Below are 20,697 nucleotides of genomic sequence, written 5' to 3'. Positions count from 1 at the left end.
TCATGCAGAACAACACAATGGCGCCCAAAAGGTGCGCTTCTGGCGTTCGTGGCTCGGAGCTGGAAACACCAGGGAGCCGAAGGGGGGAAGCTTCATCCTGCCTTTCGCTAGGGCAGGGATCAACAAAAGTAAGGCGAACGAGCACTGACCTGATGAACCAAAGGCCAGCGGTTTCTGATCAAGACAAACTGGCTCGTTCAGCGCCCTACCTGCAATGGTCAAACCAAAGTTCATATGTCCCATTGTTGGCCACGATCCAATAGGCCAATTCTTCTTGGCGTGTGAAGCCCCTGGTGTTAGCAACAGCAATGAGACAGTGCCCGGTGATATCGCATACTCCGAGCTATTCGCGCGTGCCCCGATCAAGCTGGTGGGCTGTTCAACATGGGCCTATTCAGCGCTATGGTGTTCCAGCCATTGCAACATTGCGCGGGTCGTTTCATCAGGCATTTCCTGTTGGATCCAATGGCCGCAATCAAGGCTGATTACGTCAACTTTGGGTACGAAATCCGATAGGTTTTCGGACTTCGGGATCACATCACGATCCCCGTAGATCATAAGCGCTGGCTTTTGAATTATTGGGTCAACGTTTGCCAAAATTTGCCAATTGCGATCAAGGTTCCTGTACCAGTTGATACTGCTCGTAAACCCTGTTTCTTCAAAGGCAGAGACGAATACGGCCAGTTCGTTGTCACTCATCAAGGGTTCACCCTGCGGCACTTCTGCTCGAGCGAGATTAATCATCATCATGCCGGGCTCTGGCGGTGAAGGAGGCACGTTTTTGCGAAATATGTTGTGAAGAAACTGGGATGTATTTCCGTCCAACACTGCGTCAGCAACGCCCGGCTGTCGGTTGAAGTGAACGAAGTAATTGTCGCTTCCCAGAAAATCCTCCATGAATGCTATCCAGGGTTTTTCTGTGCGCGCTTGATAGGGTAGCGCTAGATTGATGATTTTCTTAACCCGGTTTTGGTGCAACAGTGTTAGCCCCCAGACCACATTTGCCCCCCAATCATGACCGGCAAAAGTGGCATCTTCGTACCCATAGTGATCAAGAAGTGCGATGAGATCGCCCGACAAATGATCGATGCTGTAGTCTGTTGCGTTGGCCGGGCGGGATGAGTTGCCATACCCCCGTTGGTTTGGGACAATGACATGATAGCCTGCAGCAGCTAGGGCTGGCATCTGATACCGCCAGGAAAAAGCATGCTCTGGCCAGCCATGACAAAGCACAATTGGATTTCCTGCATTTTCCTGACCGGTCTCAAAAACTTCAAGCTCAACACCGTTCACTGAAATAAGTGTGGGCGTAGGGAATTCGGCGGGGTTAAACATAGCAGTTTCTCCTTGTTTGTACGTTTGAGGGCTGCCTAAAGTCTAATGGTGCCAAAAATTGACACCATTGAATGGTAGTTTGCAGAATGAATACTCGTACCCGACAAGACGCCATCGTTCGCAACCTACGCCGCAATGGGACATCAACCGTTGCGGAACTTGGGCGTGATGTTGGCGCTTCTCGGCGCACTGTACTGCGTGATATCGCGGCGCTGCGGGATGAAGGGTATGTTATTCATTCTGAACCGGGCCGGGGGGGCGGCTTGTATCTCGACCCACAGTCTGTTCAGACCACTCCGCGCCTTTCGGTGGCCGAAGTATTTGCGCTTTTGATCAGTGTCGCGAGCATGCGCGCAGCCGGGAACCTACCGTTTTCTGGACTTGCCGACGCCGGGCTTGCCAAGATTGAGAAGGCCTTGCCTTCGGACAAGGTCCGAGACCTGCGCCGCTTTTTGGACTGCCTGTACGTCGGGACGTTGTCACCGGAGGTCGACATATCAAATATGGGAACGATGGATCCGGCACTCCTCCCCGCATTTGAGCCTGCTTTTCTCAACCGGCTATACTTGCGTTTCCGGTATCGTGACGCAAACGGAGTTGAGACCATGCGGTATGTTGAGCCTCAAGCCATGCTGATCTTGCCACCACTTTGGTACTTGGTCGCTTGGGATCCTTCTCGCCAAGATTTCCGGTATTTTCGGATGGATAGGATCAGCGAACCTGAGCACGTCGAGGGGGCAAATTTTCACCGACGGCATGTGCCCTTTGATGACAACGTCCGTCCAATTCAACAAACGCACAGCTGACTTTTGATAAGCCGCTGAAGGCAATTGCTTTCGGGGTATTATGGTATGTATGCATACTATATTGACATTGGGTTGAAATGCTTGCTATTTGATATGCATACTACCTAATCCGGACGACCCAATATGCAATATCATCTGAATGGCTTTCAACCCGGCGGTCCCTTTGTCGCGAAGGCGCTGGAAGTCGCACCTAGTTCTCCAGAAACCGTTGACGTTTTGATCGTTGGGTGTGGTCCAGCTGGGCTGACACTTGCTGCGCAGTTGTCTGCATTCCCCGAGATCACCACTCGGATCACAGAGCGCAAATCGGGACCGCTGGAAATCGGTCAGGCCGATGGGATAGCTTGCCGGTCAATTGAGATGTTTCAAGCCTTTGGATTCGCGGAAAAGGTGACAAAGGAGGGCTACTGGGTCAATGAGGTTGCTTTCTGGCGCCCGGGCGAGGATGGCTCAGGTCTTCAGCGGGCAGATCGAATACAGGACGTCGCAGATGATCTGTCAGAAATGCCCCATGTTATCCTCAACCAAGCTAGAGTGCATGATTTTCATCTGGAGGTCATGCGCAACAGCCCGCATCGCCTGACACCAGATTACAATCGCGAACTGTTTGAACTGACCAAGTCCGACGACGCGGACTATCCAGTCACCGCCAAGTTCAGATGCCTTGATGGCGACCGAGAGACGGAAAGCATCCGCGCACGTTACGTTGTTGGCTGTGATGGCGCACGTAGCATTGTGCGCAAGTCCGTAGGCCATGAACTTAAAGGGGCCTCTGCGAGGCAGCTTTGGGGTGTAATGGATGTACTGGCCATCACAGATTTCCCGGACATCCGGTTGAAAACAGCCATGCAGTCGGCAGATCAAGGCAGCATCCTGATTATTCCGCGCGAAGGCGGCTACATGGTTCGGATGTATATTGAACTGGACGAACTGCACGGCGATGAACGTGCCTCTGACAGAAACGTATCATCTGAAATGCTGATCGAAAAAGCGCGCGCTATCTTTGCTCCGTTTTCGCTGGATGTGAAGGAAGTTGCCTGGTGGTCTGCTTACGAAATTGCCCAACGAGTCTGCGACTCCTTTGACGATGTCTCTGACGCGGAGCGGGGGAGCCGCAACCCACATATCTTCATCGCCGGTGATGCGTGCCATACCCACAGCCCAAAGGCTGGCCAAGGTATGAATGTGTCGATGGCTGACACGTTCAATTTGGGATGGAAGCTGGCTGCGGTTCTGCGGGGGCAGGCAGATCCGGCTTTGCTGCACACCTATTCGCAAGAACGACGTGCCAAAGCTAAAGAACTGATTGATTTCGACAGGGACATGGCGCGCCTTTTTAGTACTAAACCCAAAGACGCTGCGGAGGCCGCGCAATTTCAGCACTTTTTCAAGAAACATGGGCGGTACACCGCTGGAGTTGAGACGAGATATGAAACCTCTCTCATCACGGCGACGGAAAAGCATCAGTCACTGGCAACGGGTTTCAAAGTTGGAATGCGCTTTCACTCTGCCCCTGTGATCCGACTGGGTGACGGTAAGCCAATGCAGCTTGGCCATACGCTCAAGGCAGATGGACGATGGCGGCTAATCGCCTTTGCAGCGGCGGGGGATAGCGGTCAACCTGGTGGTGGGATTGCTCAGCTTTGTGATTTTTTGACCAACGATGCCGACAGTCCAATCACACGATTTACGCCTGACAGGGCCGACATCGACAGTGTCTTTGATCTGCGCGCCGTGTTCCAGCTGTCGCATCAAGTTATGGCTCTAGAAACACTTCCAAAGCTGCTTCTACCTTCCAAAGGGATCCACCATCTAACGGATTACGAAAAGGCATTCTGCCCCGATCTTAAGCAGGGTCCCGACATTTTTGACCTACGCGGGGTCGACCGGAGGTCAGGGTCTTTATTGGTAATCCGTCCTGACCAGTATATCGCTCATGTCCTGCCGCTGGATGGCTTCGAGGAACTCGCAGTTTTCTTTCAAAACGTTATGGGGGTTCAGGACCTGTTTGGTGGCCCAGCGGCGGCCTAGTTTCGATCTCTTACGAGCAACTGTTGGCGGTGAACGCGCTAAAATGACAGAGGGACACATTGATGGGCAGTGTTTGACTATTGTAGTTGAGCGATACCGTAACGTTCTCGTCTTTTCACCGTCTTCCGCTACGACACTGATGAGGCTGATGAGGGGCTGGTCTACACAGGTAGGATCACTCTTGGCATCGAGAGAGAAACGGCTGGGCAAATTGACGATCAGTGGTTTGTATTTTTCCATTTGGCAGGGGTTATGTAAACGATACTATCGTCAACACTGACCATCACCTCACCTTCCTGGATATTAACCTGCAGCTTCATTGAGCGATTTGCGAGTTGCTCCAGTTCGCGGGTCTCTGCCTCCGAAAAGTTGATAACCTGAAGGTTATCAAACCGAGTGGTGCTGTTTTTTATCTTCTCCCACCACATCTCAGCGGGCCTGCCGCCGTAACTATAGACAATTACGTCGTTCGCTTTGCCGCACGATTGCCGAATTACCTTTTCACTCGGAAGCCCCAACGCCACCCACAACTCAAGCTCATCACTGAGGCTTTTCTGCCAAATGTCTGGTTCGTCATCCGTTGAAAGACCCTTGGTGAGCTCCAAGTGCTCATGGGCATTCAGTGCAAACGCGAGAATACGTACCATCAGCCGTTCGTCTGTTTCTGAGGGATGCTTCGCAACGGTCAGTTTATGGGTCTCATAATAGTGACGATCCATATCTGAAACAGAAAGCTCGACTTTATATATAGTGGCTTTTTGCGCCATGATTTTACCCGGACTAGCGAAGATAAGGATGTTTAGGGCGCAGCGTGGTTTTGTGAAAGCAGATAAAAGGCATCTGAAAAAAGAAGTAGAGTCAAAAATTCCAAGTTATTTGGCTAGACGACGATGGATAGTGGGCCCGTACAGCGGATGGCCGCAATGGTCATCACCTTGAGCCGTGTGCCTTTAACCACATGGATAATCTGATCCTCGCGGATTGTGATGTGGCATAGCTCAGCTTTGACAAAGCGATCGACCATCAGTGCTCCGATGGGCGTCAGCAATGATCTGCAGAGGGAGAGCGGTTACGTCGCCAAAGCCGCAGGCTTCTCTCAAAGTTTCAACGTAGAGTTATTGCCGAGAAAACAACTCACCATATTGTTCTCGCAACAGATTTTTCTGCACTTTCCCCATCGTGTTTCTAGGCAGATTGGGCAGGACTATCAATTTCTTCGGATGCTTGAAGCGCGCCAAAGAGACTCCAACGGTGCGGTTGATGGCATCGAGATCGGGCTCTGCTTCATCTGAGGCAATCAGAAAACCAACCACGGACTCGCCAAAATCCGGATGGGGCACGCCAACAACCGCACTTTCCAGAACACCGGGCTGATCATCCAGAACCAATTCAACCTCTTTAGGGTAAATGTTGTAACCGCCAGAGATGATGAGATCCTTGTTGCGGCCAACAATCTGCACGTAGCCTTGATCGTCAATCACGCCCAGATCGCCGGTGATGAAAAAACCGTCATCTCGCAACTCTTCAGCGGTCTTCTCAGGCATTTGCCAGTAGCCTTGGAAGACATTTGGCCCGCGGACCTCGATCTGACCTATCTCTCCAGCTGGCAAGGTGTCGCCTGTTTCTGCATTTGTAATTTTTAGATCAACACCTGGAAGCGGAAATCCAACTGTTCCAGCGCGCCGCTCGCCCTCATAGGGGTTTGACGTGTTCATATTGGTTTCTGTCATGCCATACCGTTCCAGAATGCGATGACCTGTGCGGTTTTCAAATTGTATGTGGGTATCTGCAAGAAGTGGTGCGCTTCCCGAGATGAACAGCCGCATGTGTTTGGTTAGGGCCTTGGTAAACCGGGTGTCGTCGAGCAGGCGGGTGTAGAAGGTTGGAACCCCCATCATTGATGTGGCATGGGGCATGTTTTCGATAATTTGATCTGGGTTGAACTTACCCATGAAGATCATTGATCCACCGGCCAGCAGGGTTATGTTTGAGGCAACAAATAGCCCGTGTGTGTGGAAAATCGGCAGGGCGTGCAGCAGCACGTCCTGATCGGTAAATTTCCAATATTCCACAAGGGTTTCAGCGTTGGATAGCAAATTCTGCTGGCTGAGCATGGCGCCCTTTGAGCGACCAGTGGTGCCAGAGGTATAGAGAAAGGCCGCTAGGTCATCGTGAGTGCGCGAGACTGTGGGAAAACTACTGGGCAGGGTTGCGGCTTGCGTGCTGAGTGACCCAGCACCATCCGCGTTCAGAGTTTCCAGCAGCGCCCCGGCGGCCTGTGCGATGGGGGTCAATGCAGTCTCGTTGGCAGTGTCGCAGACCAAAAGTTTGGCACCGCTGTTCTCAACGAAATACGAAACCTCGTTTGCGGTGTAGGCGGTGTTCAAGGGTAGAAAGACAATTCCTGACTGAACACAGGCGGCGTAGATTGCCAGCGCCTGGGGTGACTTTTCGATCTGAACAGCCAACCGGTCACCCGGCTCGACCCCGGCATTGCGGAACACATGGGCATAGCGCGCCGCCATGCTCAGAAAGTCGTCATGAGTAATTGTGCTGCCATCTGGAAGGTGCAGAAATGGCGTTGTCTTCCCGGCATAGCGACCAAAGAGAGTGTCGTAGAGAGGGTTGGTCATCGTGTGGTCCTCATGTGTCTTTTTGTTCGGCGGTCGCGCTTAGCGCGGTGACCTCGGGTGATGCAACAACGTCCTGACCCGAGGCAAAGCGTTCATGGTTTTGAGAAATTAGGGGCAGGTCATACAGGTAATTGACCATTGTGCCACCAGATTGTGCGAGGCCGTTTTCGGATAGGTCAGCATCGGCGTGCACGGCATGGACAAGGGCGCCGTTGCCCAGGTGGAAGCGGGCAACCGGATCATAGGGGGTACCGTCGGCGCGTTTGGCGTTCAGTAGGTAATGTGCGGCAATCTGGCGTTGTTGGTCTTCGGGCAGAGGGCCGGTTTGCGCGCCGGACTCTTCCAGCCAGCGGTTGAGGCTGGGGATCGGGGACAAGGTGACGAAGGTTTTAAGATTGGGCAGTTCGCGCGACAGATCGGAGACCACTTGTTTGATCAGCGAGTTGCCAAATGAAATCCCCGCCAGACCGGCCTGACAGTTAGAAATTGAGTAGAAAACGGCGGTGTCGGCGTCCTCGGCGGCGATATTGTCACGCTCGTCCGCCAGTAGGCCTTGGACCGAACCAGGGATGCCTTGGGTCAGGGCGACTTCGACAAAGATCAGGGGGTCGTCTGGCATGGCAGGGTGGAAGAAACCAAAACAGCGTCGGTCTGCGGGTTGCAATCGGCGGCGCAGGTCATCCCAGCTGTCTATGGCATGCACGGCCTCATAGGCGATGATCTTGTCCAGAATATCGGCCGGGCTTTCCCAGCTGATCGGGCGCAGAACCAGAAACCCGCGATTGAACCACGAGGCGAACAGATGGCGCAGGTCCAGATCAACAACAGCTAATTCGGGATGCTTGCGGGCCAGTTTCAGCAAGTCCCTGCGCATTTCGACCAGTTGCTTGGTCGCACCAGGAACCTGATTGAGCCGACGGGCCAATTCTTGTCTTGGGGGTTCTGATGCTTCCATGAACTGGCGGTAGTTGGATTTGGAGGCCTCAAGCGCATAAGCCTCAAGTGCGCTTTTGACTTGGTTGGGGTCGATGCCCAATTGTGTGGTCAGGAAGTCAAAGAAAGCCTTTTTGCCGTCCTCATCCATTGCCCCATAGCTGTCCAGAATATGCCGGGCAAGGACCATGCCTGAAACCTCGCCCGAACTGCTCAATAAGTCGGTGCACAGTTCCTCGATCGTGCGTCGTTGGTGATCCGGTTCCGAAGCGCCGCGATAGCGGCGCTCAAAAACCGTGGTTAGAAGATCCGCAAGAAAGCTCACTGCCGTGCCCCCATAACGGCGTCTGGCAACCATGTTGCAAGACCGGGGAACAGACACAAAAGAACAATCGCCACCACCATACAGGCCACGAAGGGCAGGGACCCTAAGAGGATGGTCTTCAGCTGGATGTCAGGTGCGATGCCGCTGATCACATAGAGGTTCAGACCTACTGGAGGGGAGATCAGGCCGATCTCCATGTTGATGGTCAAGATCACCGCAAACCAAATGGGGTCAAAACCAGCTGTGATGATGATGGGCAGCAGGATCGGTGCCGCCATCAGGATCACCGCTACGGGCGGCAAAAAGAACCCGGCGATCAGCAGGAAAACGTTGACTGCGCCCATGAGCACCCAGCGGTTCACATCCAAAGTGCCAATCCATTCGGCGATGGATTGGGTGATGTAGAGGCTGGACAACATGTAGGAAAACACGCCAGCGGCAGCGATAATGAACAGGATCATCACGCTTTCCTTGGTGCTGTCACGCAAGACCACCCACAGATCGCGTGGATGCCACAGCTTGTAGATCACGATAGCAATGAGCAGGCACAGAAGGGCACCAACAGCGGCGGTTTCTGACGGCGTGGCGATGCCACCATACATGGCATAGAGAACACCCAGAATGATCGCCAGAAAGGGCACCACTCGGGGCAGGACTTCAAACCGTTCTTTCCAAGTATAGCTGCGGGCGCTTAGCAGGTTGGTGTCACCCGATTTCCAGGTTGAATACAGTGACCAGGCCATGAACAGACCGACTAGCAGTAGGCCTGGGATCACGCCGGCCAGAAACAGGCGGCCAATCGAGGTTTCAGTGGCAATGCCATAGACAATCATGGTGACCGACGGCGGGATCAAGATACCCAGCGTGCCGCCGGCGGCAATCGACCCAGCAGCGACGCCATCCGGGTAGCCGCGTTTGCGCATTTCGGGGATACCCATCTTGCCAATAGCAGCGCAGGTTGCCGGGCTGGAACCGGACATTGCGGCGAACAAGGCGCAGGCACCAAGGTTGGAGATGACCAACCCACCCGGAACACGGGTGAGCCAGCGTTCCAATGCTTCGTACAGATCGGCACCTGCCCGGGTTGAAGAAATGCTGGCGCCCATGATGATAAACATCGGGATCGACAGCAGGGCGAAATTATCCAGCTTGCCGAACAGAATTTCTGGCATCAGTTCCAGCGAGCGCATGCCATCGAAGATCACCAGGAACCCGCCGGAGACAATTAGCAAGCCCAGGGCAACAGAGACTCCGGAAAACAAAACCAAAATGGTGGCAACGGCGACAATGGCGCCCAAAAATAGCGGATCCATTCAGCGATCCTCCAGACCAAAGGGTTGATCGATTTTGAGAAGGACCGCGACCAGATCTGCGACCAGTTGCAACAGAAACAGGGCAAAACCGAAGGGCAAGGCCAGATAGGGGATCCACAGGCGAACACCCCAGATGGTGTCAGACCGCCAGCCACGCGCCCAGGCAAAGTGCCAGTATTCATAGCCATACCACAGCATTATCGCGACGATCACGATTGAAGCGGACAGGGTCAGGATAGCAAGGGCCTTACGTGCCGGTTTGGGCAGCATCAGCGGGATTAGATCCACATTCACGTGGCCACGCAGGCGTTGCACGTAAGGCAGACCAACCAGAGTGGCTGAGATGACCAGATAGATCACCGCTTCGGTCTGCCAAACGGTGGAGCCATTTAGGACAAAGCGGATAAAGATCATTTGGCAGGTGATGGCCACGGCAGTGACAATCATTGCCGCCGAGACCCATCCGGCGAGTGTTGAAATAGCAGCCACAGCGCGCAGGAACGGGTTGTTCCCTGCGTGCGCTACGGCGGCTGAGCTATGGCCAGCCATTCCGTCTTCCTTTGATATTCCGGGGGTAGTTTGGAATGGACGCTGCATGACATGCAACGTCCGATTTTTATCACTCTACTGCGAGCGCCAGATCCAGAAGGGCTTGCCCGTCCGGGACTTCCTCGACAAACTTCTTATACGAGGTTTCCTGCGCAATGGCGCGCCATGCGGCGAAATCTTCGGCAGTCATTTCAGCGATCTCGACACCGGCTTCTTCGTAAGCCGTTACCGAAGCGGCATCCTGTTTCTTGGCTTCTTCCAGATAGAACGCCTCAGCCTTGGCTGCACCGGCGAGGATGGCAGCTTGCTGTGCTTCGGTCAGACCATCAAAAGTCGATTTGTTCATCAGCAGCGGCTGATACATGAACCATAGGGCCACATCACCGGCTGGGGTATAGCAGCTGACCTGCTCGTAGATGCGATAGGACACAAAGGACGAGGACGAGGTGTTGGCAGCGCTGAGAACACCGGTCTGCATGGCGTTATAAATCTCGGACGAGGCCATCGAAGCAATCGAGGCGCCGGCGCCAGCCAACATCTGCTCGAACGATTTGCCTGCGGCGCGTGTCTGCAGGCCTTTTACGTCGTCTGGGCTAGTGATGCATTTGTCCTTGCCAGCAAAGCCACCGGCCAAATAGCCGTGTACCAGCACCATCACATCGTCGTCAGCCATCTTGGCTTCGAGCGCTTCCATAAACGGAGAGCTGGAAAGGCGAGCGGCGTGGTCGTGGTTTTTCACCAGACCGGGCATCAGGGTCAGGTTGTAGGCAGGTTGCTGGCCACCGGCATAGCTGAGCGGCAGAACGGTCATGTCCAGCTGACCACGGCTGAGCGGCTTATACTGCTCGCGGGGTTTGAACAGGGACTTTGAGCCAAAAATCTTGATGTCCAGATCTACATCCGCTGCGGCAACTTCATCCGCAACGATCTGCGCAACCTGATGACGGATATCCTTATTAGACCATTGATGGGACAGTCGGAGCTCGGTTGCGCCAGCCGCGCCTGATAGGGCCAGCACTGCAGCGGTAGCCGCGGCGGTAAGCAAATTCGTTTTCATGTTATCCTCCCTGGATGCTCAGTTGTTCACGCTCTGAGTTAGTTGGGGGATTGTTGGTTGTTTCGAATTCAAAGTCAACAATCTTGTATACAAGAAACTCAATCTTGCGCGCATGGCGGACGTCTGGTATCCAACACATATGGAAATTCGACGCGCTGATATGATTGCTGATGAGCTGGAAGAGCTGGTTTTTGCTGGTGAATTTCAGGATGGGGATCGCTTGGATGAGGTTAAACTTGCAGCCCAGTTTGGGGTGTCACGCACGCCGCTTCGGGAGGCCTTTCAACGCTTGATTGCCTCGGGGATGGCGGAACAAATCCCTCGGCGTGGGGTTTTTGTGCGCCAGCCGGGCCCGGTTGAGTTGATGGAAATGTTTGAAACCATGGCTGAGATCGAAGGCGTGTGTGGCCGCTTGGCTGCGCTTAGAATTTCAGATCAGGCGATCGACGTGCTGCTGGAAGCGAACAAGCGGTGCCAGCAAGCAATCGACCACAATGACATGGATGACTATTATCGTGAGAACGAGTACTTTCATCACTTCATTTACAAACAATCTGGTAACAGCTTCCTAGAGCAGGAAGCCCTGCGTTTACATCGCCGGCTGAAGCCCTTTCGCAGACATCAGCTTCGGGTGCGAGGTAGGATGGCGCAATCGATGGCTGAGCACGTCGCAATTGTATCTGCACTGCAAGCCGGAGACTCTGAAGCGGCTACCGAGGCCTTGCGCGGCCATGTCGCCATACAGGGTGAGAAGTTTCACCTCCTGATCTCGAGTTTGAAGACCTCTAAGGGATAGGAAACTTACCTGAAACTGCGGACAGATTACCGGCGCTGTGGCTTTGGTCTGAATGTATGCGCCGCGCCTTTTTTTTCGTGAGGTAGGGGAGGCGCGACGCTATTAACTACGTGGGCATTTTGGGAGCCTTGTCAGGAGGCCTAAATATGGCTTTCTGGCAAGGCAATTTAGTTTCCGTAGGCAACAGCCGGCAACCAAGTTGTCAATTGCGGGACGAAGAACACGATCAAAAGCCCCAGTATCTGAAGCAAAACAAAGGGGATAATACCGCGATAGATGTGGCTCAAACTGATCCCTGGAGGACAAACACCCTTGAGGTAGAACAGTGCAAAACCGACCGGAGGCGTCAGGAAAGAGGTTTGCAATGTCACTGCCACAAGAATCGCAAACCAGACAACGGAAGGATTGTCGACGACGCCATAGCCCTCGACCGGAATGTTCAGACTCTGAATAACCGGCAGCATCAATGGCATGATAATCAGAGTGATCTCGATCCAGTCTAACAAGAAACCGAGCAGGAAGATGATGAATAGAATGAAAGCAATAACCATGTAGGGGTTATCAAAACTTCCCAGCACCATGTTCTCAATGATCTCATCACCACCAAAACGACGCAGAATATACGAGAAGAAGTTAGCAGCGATGAAGATCCCAACAATGTAACCCGAGGTGTTAAGTGTTTGGCGCATCACATCCTTGAAAACTTTGCCATTCAGATTGCGCGACGCCAGCGCCAGCAGAGTTGCGCCAAGCGCGCCAAGACCTGATGCCTCGGTTGGTGTCGCCAGGCCAAAGAAGATTGAACCAAGTACAACAATGATGAGGCCAAAGGGCGGCACAACTGAAAGTGCAACATCCCTAACCACCTTAATGCTGATCGGTTCACGGTTTTCCGGCACCGGCATCGAACTCGGTGATATCAAGCCGTAGGCGATGATATAGACGATGTACAGCACGCCAAGCAGGAGCCCAGGGAATAGGGCGCCCATGAACAGATCACCCAGTGAAATCGCCAGTTGATCCGACATGATCACCAGCATGATCGACGGTGGAATAAGGATACCCAGCGTCCCTGACGCAGCAATGGTGCCAGTCGCAATGGGTTTTGCATAATTCTGGTTCATCATCGTGGGGATGCCCATGACACCCAGCAAGACCACTGACGCGCCAATCACCCCAGTCGAAGCCGCAAGAATGATGCCGATCAACATGACAGTCAGTGCCAACCCGCCTTTCAGAGCACCAAATAGCACTTGCATCGAGCGCATCATCTTTTGCGCGACGCCAGATTGATCCAGCATCAAGCCCATATAGATGAACATCGGCAACGCGACGAGGATCGGGTTCTTGATGATGCCGCCGAAGAAACGGCCGGCATTAGCGTGTAACTTCACATATGAAACGCCGGTGCGGTGAAAGTCGATGAACTCGTTGATTAGCTTCTTGTTGGGATCTAGCACCAAAAAGGCAAAGACTGAAAAAATCAGACTGACACCGACCAGCGCGTAAACCACGGGAATGCCGCGAAACAGCATGACAATAAAGGTCAGGAACATGGCCAGAACCAACCATTGGTTCAGGTCCATGACCGTGCCCATAGCAGAGAGTATTTCCATTTATTTCAGGCCCCGGAGTCGGCGCGGCGATTCAGCATAAAGCTGATAGCGGCAATTATGGTGATAAGGCCCAGGCCGTACCAGACTGTGTTGTCGAATATGGGTTCACGTACGACCTTGCGGATGGGTAATTCGGGGTTGGACAGATGCACGATCCACCACAGGGCGTAGTGCACAGCGCGCTCGGCCAAAAACCAAAATCCTGGTAGCCCGCCGAGGATCATCCGCCAAAGCACCGGGTCATTCAGTTTGGCAAGATTGCGCGACAGTGTCGCAATGGTCGATATGATCGCTACAACAAACAAAAGAGGCAGAGCGGATTTCAAAAGGTAGAGGCCGTGTAGCCCGTTTGGACTGTCTGATCCTTCGCGCGCAGCGATAGACGAGAACGCGTAGTGCATCAGCACGTCCGTCATGATCAAAAGGAACGGCAATAGCAGCCAGCCCAGTCCAAACACTTCAATCCGTGTCTGTTTGCGTTTGCTGTAATTGGCGTGAAAAATATCGACCCGCACATGACTGTCTGTGGTGATTGCATAGCCAAAAGCCGAGAGCATGGCGATGCCGTAAAGCCACCACTGCAAGTCGTCGAGCCAGGCTTGGTTCATGCCCATCTTGCGGATGATCACCTGAGTGACGATCGCCAGCATCAGGATCGGGAACAACCAGGCAATAACATTGCCAAGATTGATCACAAGCCTGTCTCCCCAAAGATGTTCCGAGCGGTTCACCTCACCTGGATCTGTGATCTTGAGCACTTGCTCGACGTCGATATTGGCCCCAGTCATGACTTTCTTCCCCTATTCAAGCGATGACGGCCACCATTGGGCAGCCGCCACCTTATAGTTTTACGTGCTGCGATCAGTTGCGCGGCAGGTAAATTGTTGACCAGGTTTTATACCCTTCGCGGTAGTCCTGCAGATCTGCCCAGACTTCTTGGAAGAAAGGATCGTCAGCTGCCAGTTCACCGACAACCTCGTCCCATGCACCTTCAAACGCAGCCAGCATTTCAGGGGACCAGCGCTTGATGGTCACGCCGTTGTTTTCAACGTTATCAACCATAGCTGCATAGTTGGTGGCTTCGCCTTCAGCCAGGTTGGTGGTGATTGTGGCAAGACAAGCTGTTTCGATCTGAGCCTGTTGAGTTTCGTCCAGATCAGCCCAGACGTCACCATTGACCAGCAGTTCAAACAGGGTCGAGGGCTGGTGCCAACCGGGGAAGTAGTTGAACTTGGCGATCTTGTGGAAGCCAAGACGGGCGTCAATGCGAGGCATCGAGAACTCAGTCGCGTCGATAGCGCCACGTTCCAGCGCCGGGAAGATATCGCCAGCTGCCAGCAGCGAGGTCGAAACGCCAAGCTTGTCCATCGCCTTGGCCCCAAGGCCGAAGAACCGCATGTTCAGACCTTTGAGGTCTTCGACGGTGTTGATTTCTTTCTTGAACCAGCCTGAGGTTTCAGGGGCGATCACGCCACACGGGATAGCGTGCACATTATAGCCGGCATCGTCATACATTTGCTGCCAGTACTTGGCGCCATCATCATAGAGAATCCAACCCAGGAATTCACCTGCTTCCGGGCCAAATGGTACGGCTGCAAACAGCGAAGCGGAATTGATTTTGCCCTGCCAGTATCCTGATGTGGCATAGGCCGCATCGACCGAGCCGTTGGCAACCGCATCTAGGGCTTCCAGGGTTGGCACCAGTTTGCCGGGGTCATACCGTTCAATTTCGATGTCGTTGGAAATCGCATTCAGCCGGTCGGTGAAATCCACGGCGGCCGTGCCAAGGATCGGCAGGTTCTGGCCAAAAGCGGTGGTCATTTCGATTGTTGTCTGAGCCGAGACGGATGTGCCCATCAAGGCGAGTCCGGCTACTGCGGCACGTAATGTGATCGTCATATTGTTCCTCCCGAGAACAGTTTTTTGGCACAAAAACCAGCTAAAGCGACTCACATCGCAAAATTTGGTAATTTTTTATAACCAGTTTTCTGGAAAATTCACTTGTTAACTTGAGATTGTCCAGATTTGCGTCGGCAACCATATTGATTGCGAAGGAAATCAAGGTCTGATTTGAAGGGGGGAGTTTGCGAAAAATTGGCCTCGACAGGAGTACCCTTGAGTGGCGAACAATCGACAATTCTGGACGCTTCCATGAGGGGTTCAGGCTTATCCATGTCTCACCAAGCCTCGAGAGATAAGCGCCGTTTTCTGCACATTGCTCCAGATGGAGCAGAAGGCGTATCGTTGAAAATACGCCCCCATTTGCCTGAATTTGGCTGTGCAAAATGCCTGCAGTCCATCACCCAATTTTGGGTTTGACTGATGAGGGCGTCAAACTGGTGGGTTAATGACCCTCGACCTGCGCCTCGCTCACCTTTCGGTCTCTTCCTTCCGCAACCACCTGCAGTGCGCCTTTATAGTCAGAAAGAAAGCCCTCAATCGCCTTGCGTGCTAAATCGAAAGCCTTGTCGCCCTTTTTGATCGCATCAGAGGAGGCCCTCACAACTTTCGGATCAATGCCTTCAGTTTTGACTTTCTTTACCACTTTCAAAATATTTTGCAGTTCTTTCTGGGTCTTCTGCATGTTCTGGAAGGATGGCTTAATCTTAGCATCAACTGCGATTTTTTTGATGGCGGCTTCCATCGCTGCGTCAAGGCGCTGAGTATCGATGCCATCATTGTTACGCTGGCTTGCCCAGGCAGACATTTTTGATTCCAACAACTTTGCCGCTTTTGCAGAGGTTTGCTGGACTGCTACAAGCCATTTGGCCAGTTCGGTGTATTTCTTAGCCGCTTCCAGAATAGCCTTGGTGTTGGCTTGGATGACCTTAGGGTCTAGGCCTTTTTCTTTCTTGGGATCATCTTTCAGCAGTTCCTTCGCCATGGCCTTTTGCGCGCCACCTTGGGCGAGTTTGACTGCCTCAGCGTGAAGCTTTTCAATGTGCTTTCCGTAGGCGACGCAAAATTCTTTTGTGTGCTTCTGACCGCCGCCGCATTTGCCGCGCGCCTTCAGCATAGCCACAGATAAATCGTCAAAACCCTGAATAATCTCAGGCATCTGGTCAAGTTTACCTTTGGAGGGATCGCCGTTCTTTGGCACACCTAATTTCTTCAGATTGTCCAGCGCTTTGCCAACGCCACACCCCTTAGTCGCGTTCGACCGGTACTCACGCCAGAAGCTCGTGAGATAGCCTTCTTTGAGAATGAGTTTCTTAATCTTTTCAATATTGCTATTGTTAAGTGTCGTAGCCATCGTTTCCCCCATTTCAATCGTTATTTTTGAATTCTAGCGTTCTCGCGACTGCACAGATTACTACTGCTTAGTAGTTGAGGTAGAACCAACTTCTATAAAGTCGCGGAACGGCGAGCGACTGCTCATACTCTTCCCCCTAAAGAGCACTAGAAAATACTAGCATGCTTTGGTTGGCCTTTTTTATCAACTTGGATTTAGCAATTGCAGTTGGCCGTCCGATGGTTCGAGTGCTGATTTCCAGGGGCAGCGGTCGCGATCCGGAAACTGCATTAGTACCCAGATTGTGCTGTACACACCTCATCGGGCAGTGCGATGGCCTCGACTTCGCAAAGTTCACGACTTGAGCTTAGCCTTCGTTGCTGCCAACCGTGGCGGACTGTTGTTTTCCGCTTTTGCATCGTTGGTGACATCTCCAAAGCTGTGGGTGGGAACACCAATGCCAAGCCGCTCTGATGGTCCAAGTTATATGCGACGGACAATCGACCAGTGAGATATTGAGCGAATTGGTTGAGATGCAGGACCAATTTGTAAAAATGGAAGTTTCGAAATGGACATGCCACAGTTTCAATCATGACCAGAATCAATATCGAACAGTTGAAAACGTTTTTGACTGTCGTCCGGTTGGGCGGCATACGCCGGGCGGCCAATGGGCTAAACCTGACACAACCGGCTGTTACTGCTCGGATCAAGACCCTTGAGGAGAGCCTGACCTGCAGCCTGTTCGACCGAACATCTGCCGGTATGAAGCTGACCAAACGGGGAGAGTTACTGGTTGCTCATGCAGAGAAGTTCGAGCATCTGGCCGAATTGGTTGAGAAAGACGTTGTGGATCCTGCTGGGATTGAGGGCCGTCTGCGGTTAGGGGTGTCTGAAACCATTGCCCAATGCTGGCTTCCTGATCTGGTTGCACGGTTGCACGGTCTTTATCCAAAACTAGAGATAGAATTTAACGTCGACATCTCGATCAACCTTCGCGCTGGTTTGATGAACAGAGAAATAGACTTAGCAATTTTGCTTGGTCCGGTTTCAGAATATTCGGTCAACAATATTGAATTACCCGGGTTTGATCTCGCTTGGTATGTTTCGGCAAAGGCAGACGAAGAACAGGATCCAGCGCAATATTTGTCTCGGCCAGTGCTCACCTATGCTCGCAATACACGCCCCTTTCGCGAGCTGAAGGAAATGCTTTTCGAGCGGGTCGGCCCTGATGTCTCGATGTTTCCTTCGTCATCGCTTTCGGCCTGTTTTCGGCTGGTTGAGGCGGATCTTGGGGTTGCAGTTCTCCCAAGAGCTTTGGGACAAGACTTTGTAAGCACAGGGCGCATCCGGGAGTTTGATCCTGGCTGGCTGCCAGGGCCACTTCAGTTCACTGCTTCATATCTGGCAGAACCAAAAAGCCATCTGATTGAAACTGCTGCGCAGGCAGCCAGAGATGTTGCCTATGCCTACCAGGGTGATAAAAATGATTGATCACTTTCGACAAAATCATTCAATTTGACCTTATAGCCCCTTCCTGTGACCCTTGCTGCAAGTGGAGGGGATCGCGTGGACACATCATATCATCAGCTCAAAGAAAGTGGTCTGGCAAAGGTCCGGGCAGCCATTCGCGCTGGGCAGTACCAGTCTCATACAGCGGGATTGGGACAAGGATTTCTACAGGCAAATCTGGCGATTATGCCCAAAGCTTTTGCTCTGGATTTCATGCGGTTTTGCCAGCGTAACCCAAAACCCTGCCCACTTAGTGGGGTTTCAGATACGGGCAACCCGATGATGTTCACCTTAGGTGCAGACATCGACATTCGGACCGACGTACCTGCCTATAACGTATATCGTGACGGCTCGTTGATCGAAACAGTCAACGATATCTCAGACCTCTGGCAGGACGATCTCGTGGTTTTTGCATTGGGCTGCTCCTTTACCTTTGAAAATGCGGTGCAACAGGCGGGTATTCCGCTCTGGCACATCGATAACAACAAAACAGTACCAATGTTCCGCTCGGGCATAGAGACGGTACCGGCCGGGCCGTTTTCAGGGAAGATGGTGGTTAGCATGCGCTTTGTGCCGGAAGATCGCGTTGCGCAGGTTGTCGAGATTTCGCGCCATTATCCGTTGGCACATGGTGCACCGGTCCATTGGGGGGATCCGGCAGAGATTGGCATAGACAATCTTGAAAGTCCCGACTGGGGCGATGCGGCTCCGCAAGTCCAGGGTCATGTTCCAGTTTTTTGGGCCTGCGGTGTCACCCCTCAGGTCGCCATTGAGCAAGCAGGGCTACCCCTCTGCATTACGCACACGCCCGGTCACATGCTGATCACCGATGTCAGCGAATACGCCGAAGTTCCGAACTATCAGACAGACACGCACTTTAAGGGAGAATGAAGATGAAAAGATTTGCAACAGCGGCTGGCGCACTGGCGTTAATGGCAGGCACAGCTTTTGCTGACAGCCCGGTCCTTCTCAAAGCCGTTGGCACATGGTCCAGTCTAACCAACTATCAAAAACACGAAGGTCCGTTCTTTAACGAACGTCTTGCCGAGGCCTCGGGCAGGCAGATCGTGGGGGAAATTCAATCTCAGTCGGGGCTAGGACTGAAAGGCTTCGAAATTATGCGTTTGGTCAAAAATGGTGTCTTTGACTTTGCATTTGGTTTGCCCGGCTATGTTGCTGCGGAAAACGCAATTTTCGAAGGCGCGGATCTAAGCTCGGTTACACAAGACATCGAAACCCAGCGTCAGGTCGCTGAGGCTTATTACCCAACGATGGAAAAGGCTTTTGCAGAGACTTACAATGCCAAGCTGCTGATGCTGTACCCATTCCCCAGCCAGACGCTGTGGTGCAACGCCGAAGTCAATGGAATCGAGGATCTGAAGGGTAAGAAGATCCGCGTTTACGCAACAACATTAGGCGATTTTGTCGAAGGCGTCGGAGGGACATCCGTCACGGTGTCATTTTCCGAAGTTATCCCGGCTCTGGAAAAAGGCGTGGTGGACTGTGGCATTACCGGTACCATGTCGGCCTACACCGCAAACTGGCAACAGGTTGCCACGCATGCTTACACCCTGCGTGTCGGCTGGGGTTTGGCCTTTGGCGCGATGAACATGGACAAGTGGAATTCGATGTCGGCAGAACAGCAGGCGCTGATGCAGACCGAAATTTCTGCATTGAACGACCGGATGTGGGCTGAAACCGCAACCGAGGATGCGGTGGCTATTTCCTGTATCACCGGTGGTGACTGCGAGATCGGTGAAAAGGGTGCTATGAAACTTGTTGAGCCTTCGTCCACAGATCTGGCCATTCGCGATACGGTCGCCACTGATGTGGTGCTCGCGCGCTGGGCAGAGCGCTGTGGCGCCGACTGTGCCGAGAATTGGAACAATACCGTTGGCAAGGTCCTTGGCATGACCGCCGCCGCCAACTGAACCAAACAATCCGGGCGGCCCGAGGTAACTGGCCGCCCTTTTTGCATCCGAAAGGCGTGAACCGATGCTTGAATCTCTTCTGAGCCGAACCCAAAAACTAAGCCTATGGCTGACGTGGATAGGCGGAACCCTGATCGTCTTGTCAGCCTTTCTGGTCACTCTGGAAATTTTGCTGCGCAAGGTCTTCAATATTTCGCTGGGCGGGGCCGACGAGATCTCGGGCTATGCGTTTGGGGTGGCCACATCTTTTGCGCTCAGCTTTGCTCTGTTTGAACGCGCCCATATTCGGGTTGATGCGCTGATGGGAGTGATCCCACGCAAGCTACACTCTGTGATCAATCTGCTTGGCCTTGTGTTGCTGGTTGGGTTCGCGCTGGTTGTGACGACGATGGTCTGGGGCATGGTGGGCGACACTCTGAAACATGGCTCTCGGTCTATCACGCCAATGCGGGTTCCGTTGGCCTATCCGCAAATCCCCTGGCTGCTTGGCTGGGTGTTGTTTGTGATTACGGGCGTCCTGCTGGGACTGGTTGCGGTCAAGAGGCTCTTGGCTGGTGATACCACCGGAGTGCAAGAGTTGATCGGCGTGAAATCCATAGATGAACAAATCCAAGACGAAAGCGTCTAAGTC

19 protein-coding genes are annotated in these 20,697 nt (G+C 53.0%); 7 read left to right on the top strand and 12 right to left on the bottom strand.

What is annotated here, in order from left to right:
* Positions 1–390 precede the first annotated feature (390 nt).
* The gene (locus tag GO984_RS20005; RefSeq protein WP_157024343.1) at positions 391–1,335 is read right to left on the bottom strand and encodes an alpha/beta fold hydrolase; all 945 of its coding nucleotides are present in this window, start codon (positions 1,333–1,335) and stop codon (positions 391–393) included.
* Positions 1,336–1,421: 86 nt separating this feature from the next.
* Here GO984_RS20005 and GO984_RS20000 point away from each other — a divergent pair, with 86 nt between their 5' ends.
* Entirely contained in the window at positions 1,422–2,141 is a 720-nt protein-coding gene (locus GO984_RS20000) for a helix-turn-helix transcriptional regulator (RefSeq protein ID WP_157024342.1), read from the top strand.
* Positions 2,142–2,264: 123 nt separating this feature from the next.
* Positions 2,265–4,172 (top strand): FAD-dependent monooxygenase, encoded by a 1,908-nt coding sequence (locus GO984_RS19995; protein WP_157024341.1) that lies wholly within the window; start codon positions 2,265–2,267, stop codon positions 4,170–4,172.
* A gap of 218 nt (positions 4,173–4,390) precedes the next feature.
* Here GO984_RS19995 and GO984_RS19990 read toward each other — a convergent pair whose 3' ends face one another.
* The 7 genes from GO984_RS19990 to dctP all read right to left on the bottom strand — a co-directional run bounded on the left by GO984_RS19990 (position 4,391) and on the right by dctP (position 10,982).
* Positions 4,391–4,939: a YaeQ family protein gene (locus tag GO984_RS19990; RefSeq protein WP_157024340.1), complete on the bottom strand. Its 549-nt coding sequence runs from the start codon at positions 4,937–4,939 to the stop codon at positions 4,391–4,393.
* 113 nt (positions 4,940–5,052) lie between these two features.
* Positions 5,053–5,196 carry a hypothetical protein gene (locus GO984_RS19985; protein ID WP_157024339.1) on the bottom strand — a complete coding sequence of 48 codons (144 nt, stop codon included), beginning with the start codon at positions 5,194–5,196 and terminating at the stop codon, positions 5,053–5,055.
* Between the two features lie 91 nt (positions 5,197–5,287).
* Entirely contained in the window at positions 5,288–6,805 is a 1,518-nt protein-coding gene (locus GO984_RS19980) for a malonate--CoA ligase (RefSeq protein WP_157024338.1), read from the bottom strand.
* Between the two features lie 10 nt (positions 6,806–6,815).
* A complete protein-coding gene (locus GO984_RS19975) occupies positions 6,816–8,063 on the bottom strand; it encodes a malonyl-CoA decarboxylase domain-containing protein (protein WP_167740438.1) in 1,248 nt (415 codons plus the stop codon).
* Complete coding sequence (locus tag GO984_RS19970) at positions 8,060–9,376, bottom strand: TRAP transporter large permease (protein ID WP_157024336.1); 1,317 nt, start codon at positions 9,374–9,376, stop codon at positions 8,060–8,062. The genes GO984_RS19975 and GO984_RS19970 overlap by 4 nt, the downstream gene beginning before the upstream one ends.
* The gene (locus tag GO984_RS19965) at positions 9,377–9,925 is read right to left on the bottom strand and encodes a TRAP transporter small permease (RefSeq protein ID WP_157024335.1); all 549 of its coding nucleotides are present in this window, start codon (positions 9,923–9,925) and stop codon (positions 9,377–9,379) included.
* A 70-nt stretch (positions 9,926–9,995) separates the two neighbouring features.
* Complete coding sequence (dctP, locus tag GO984_RS19960) at positions 9,996–10,982, bottom strand: TRAP transporter substrate-binding protein DctP (RefSeq protein ID WP_157024334.1); 987 nt, start codon at positions 10,980–10,982, stop codon at positions 9,996–9,998.
* 139 nt (positions 10,983–11,121) lie between these two features.
* Here dctP and GO984_RS19955 point away from each other — a divergent pair, with 139 nt between their 5' ends.
* On the top strand, positions 11,122–11,778 hold the full coding sequence (locus tag GO984_RS19955; protein WP_157024354.1) for a GntR family transcriptional regulator: 657 nt from the start codon (positions 11,122–11,124) through the stop codon (positions 11,776–11,778).
* A gap of 167 nt (positions 11,779–11,945) precedes the next feature.
* On the opposite strand, the gene GO984_RS19950 is transcribed toward GO984_RS19955, so the two are convergent.
* From GO984_RS19950 to GO984_RS19935, 4 genes are all read right to left on the bottom strand, one after another.
* Positions 11,946–13,376 (bottom strand): TRAP transporter large permease, encoded by a 1,431-nt coding sequence (locus GO984_RS19950; protein WP_245231189.1) that lies wholly within the window; start codon positions 13,374–13,376, stop codon positions 11,946–11,948.
* Positions 13,377–13,399: 23 nt separating this feature from the next.
* Entirely contained in the window at positions 13,400–14,182 is a 783-nt protein-coding gene (locus GO984_RS19945) for a TRAP transporter small permease subunit (protein WP_157024333.1), read from the bottom strand.
* A gap of 73 nt (positions 14,183–14,255) precedes the next feature.
* Positions 14,256–15,293, bottom strand: coding sequence for a TRAP transporter substrate-binding protein (locus tag GO984_RS19940; protein ID WP_157024332.1), 1,038 nt, complete (start codon positions 15,291–15,293; stop codon positions 14,256–14,258).
* A gap of 445 nt (positions 15,294–15,738) precedes the next feature.
* Positions 15,739–16,647 carry a hypothetical protein gene (locus GO984_RS19935; RefSeq protein ID WP_157024331.1) on the bottom strand — a complete coding sequence of 303 codons (909 nt, stop codon included), beginning with the start codon at positions 16,645–16,647 and terminating at the stop codon, positions 15,739–15,741.
* A gap of 570 nt (positions 16,648–17,217) precedes the next feature.
* Between GO984_RS19935 and GO984_RS19930 the strand changes: the two genes are divergently transcribed.
* From GO984_RS19930 to GO984_RS19915, 4 genes are all read left to right on the top strand, one after another.
* On the top strand, positions 17,218–18,117 hold the full coding sequence (locus GO984_RS19930) for a LysR family transcriptional regulator (protein WP_157024330.1): 900 nt from the start codon (positions 17,218–17,220) through the stop codon (positions 18,115–18,117).
* A 75-nt stretch (positions 18,118–18,192) separates the two neighbouring features.
* Complete coding sequence (locus GO984_RS19925; protein ID WP_167740437.1) at positions 18,193–19,026, top strand: putative hydro-lyase; 834 nt, start codon at positions 18,193–18,195, stop codon at positions 19,024–19,026.
* Positions 19,027–19,028: 2 nt separating this feature from the next.
* On the top strand, positions 19,029–20,066 hold the full coding sequence (locus GO984_RS19920) for a TRAP transporter substrate-binding protein (RefSeq protein WP_157024329.1): 1,038 nt from the start codon (positions 19,029–19,031) through the stop codon (positions 20,064–20,066).
* 64 nt (positions 20,067–20,130) lie between these two features.
* A complete protein-coding gene (locus GO984_RS19915; protein ID WP_157024328.1) occupies positions 20,131–20,694 on the top strand; it encodes a TRAP transporter small permease subunit in 564 nt (187 codons plus the stop codon).
* Positions 20,695–20,697: the final 3 nt, after the last annotated feature.

The sequence above is a fragment of the Parasedimentitalea huanghaiensis genome (genome assembly GCF_009753675.1).
GTDB classification, from domain to species: domain Bacteria; phylum Pseudomonadota; class Alphaproteobacteria; order Rhodobacterales; family Rhodobacteraceae; genus Parasedimentitalea; species Parasedimentitalea huanghaiensis.
The sequence above is the reverse complement of the archived record's forward strand: the minus strand, read 5'-3'. Positions and strand labels throughout refer to the sequence as shown.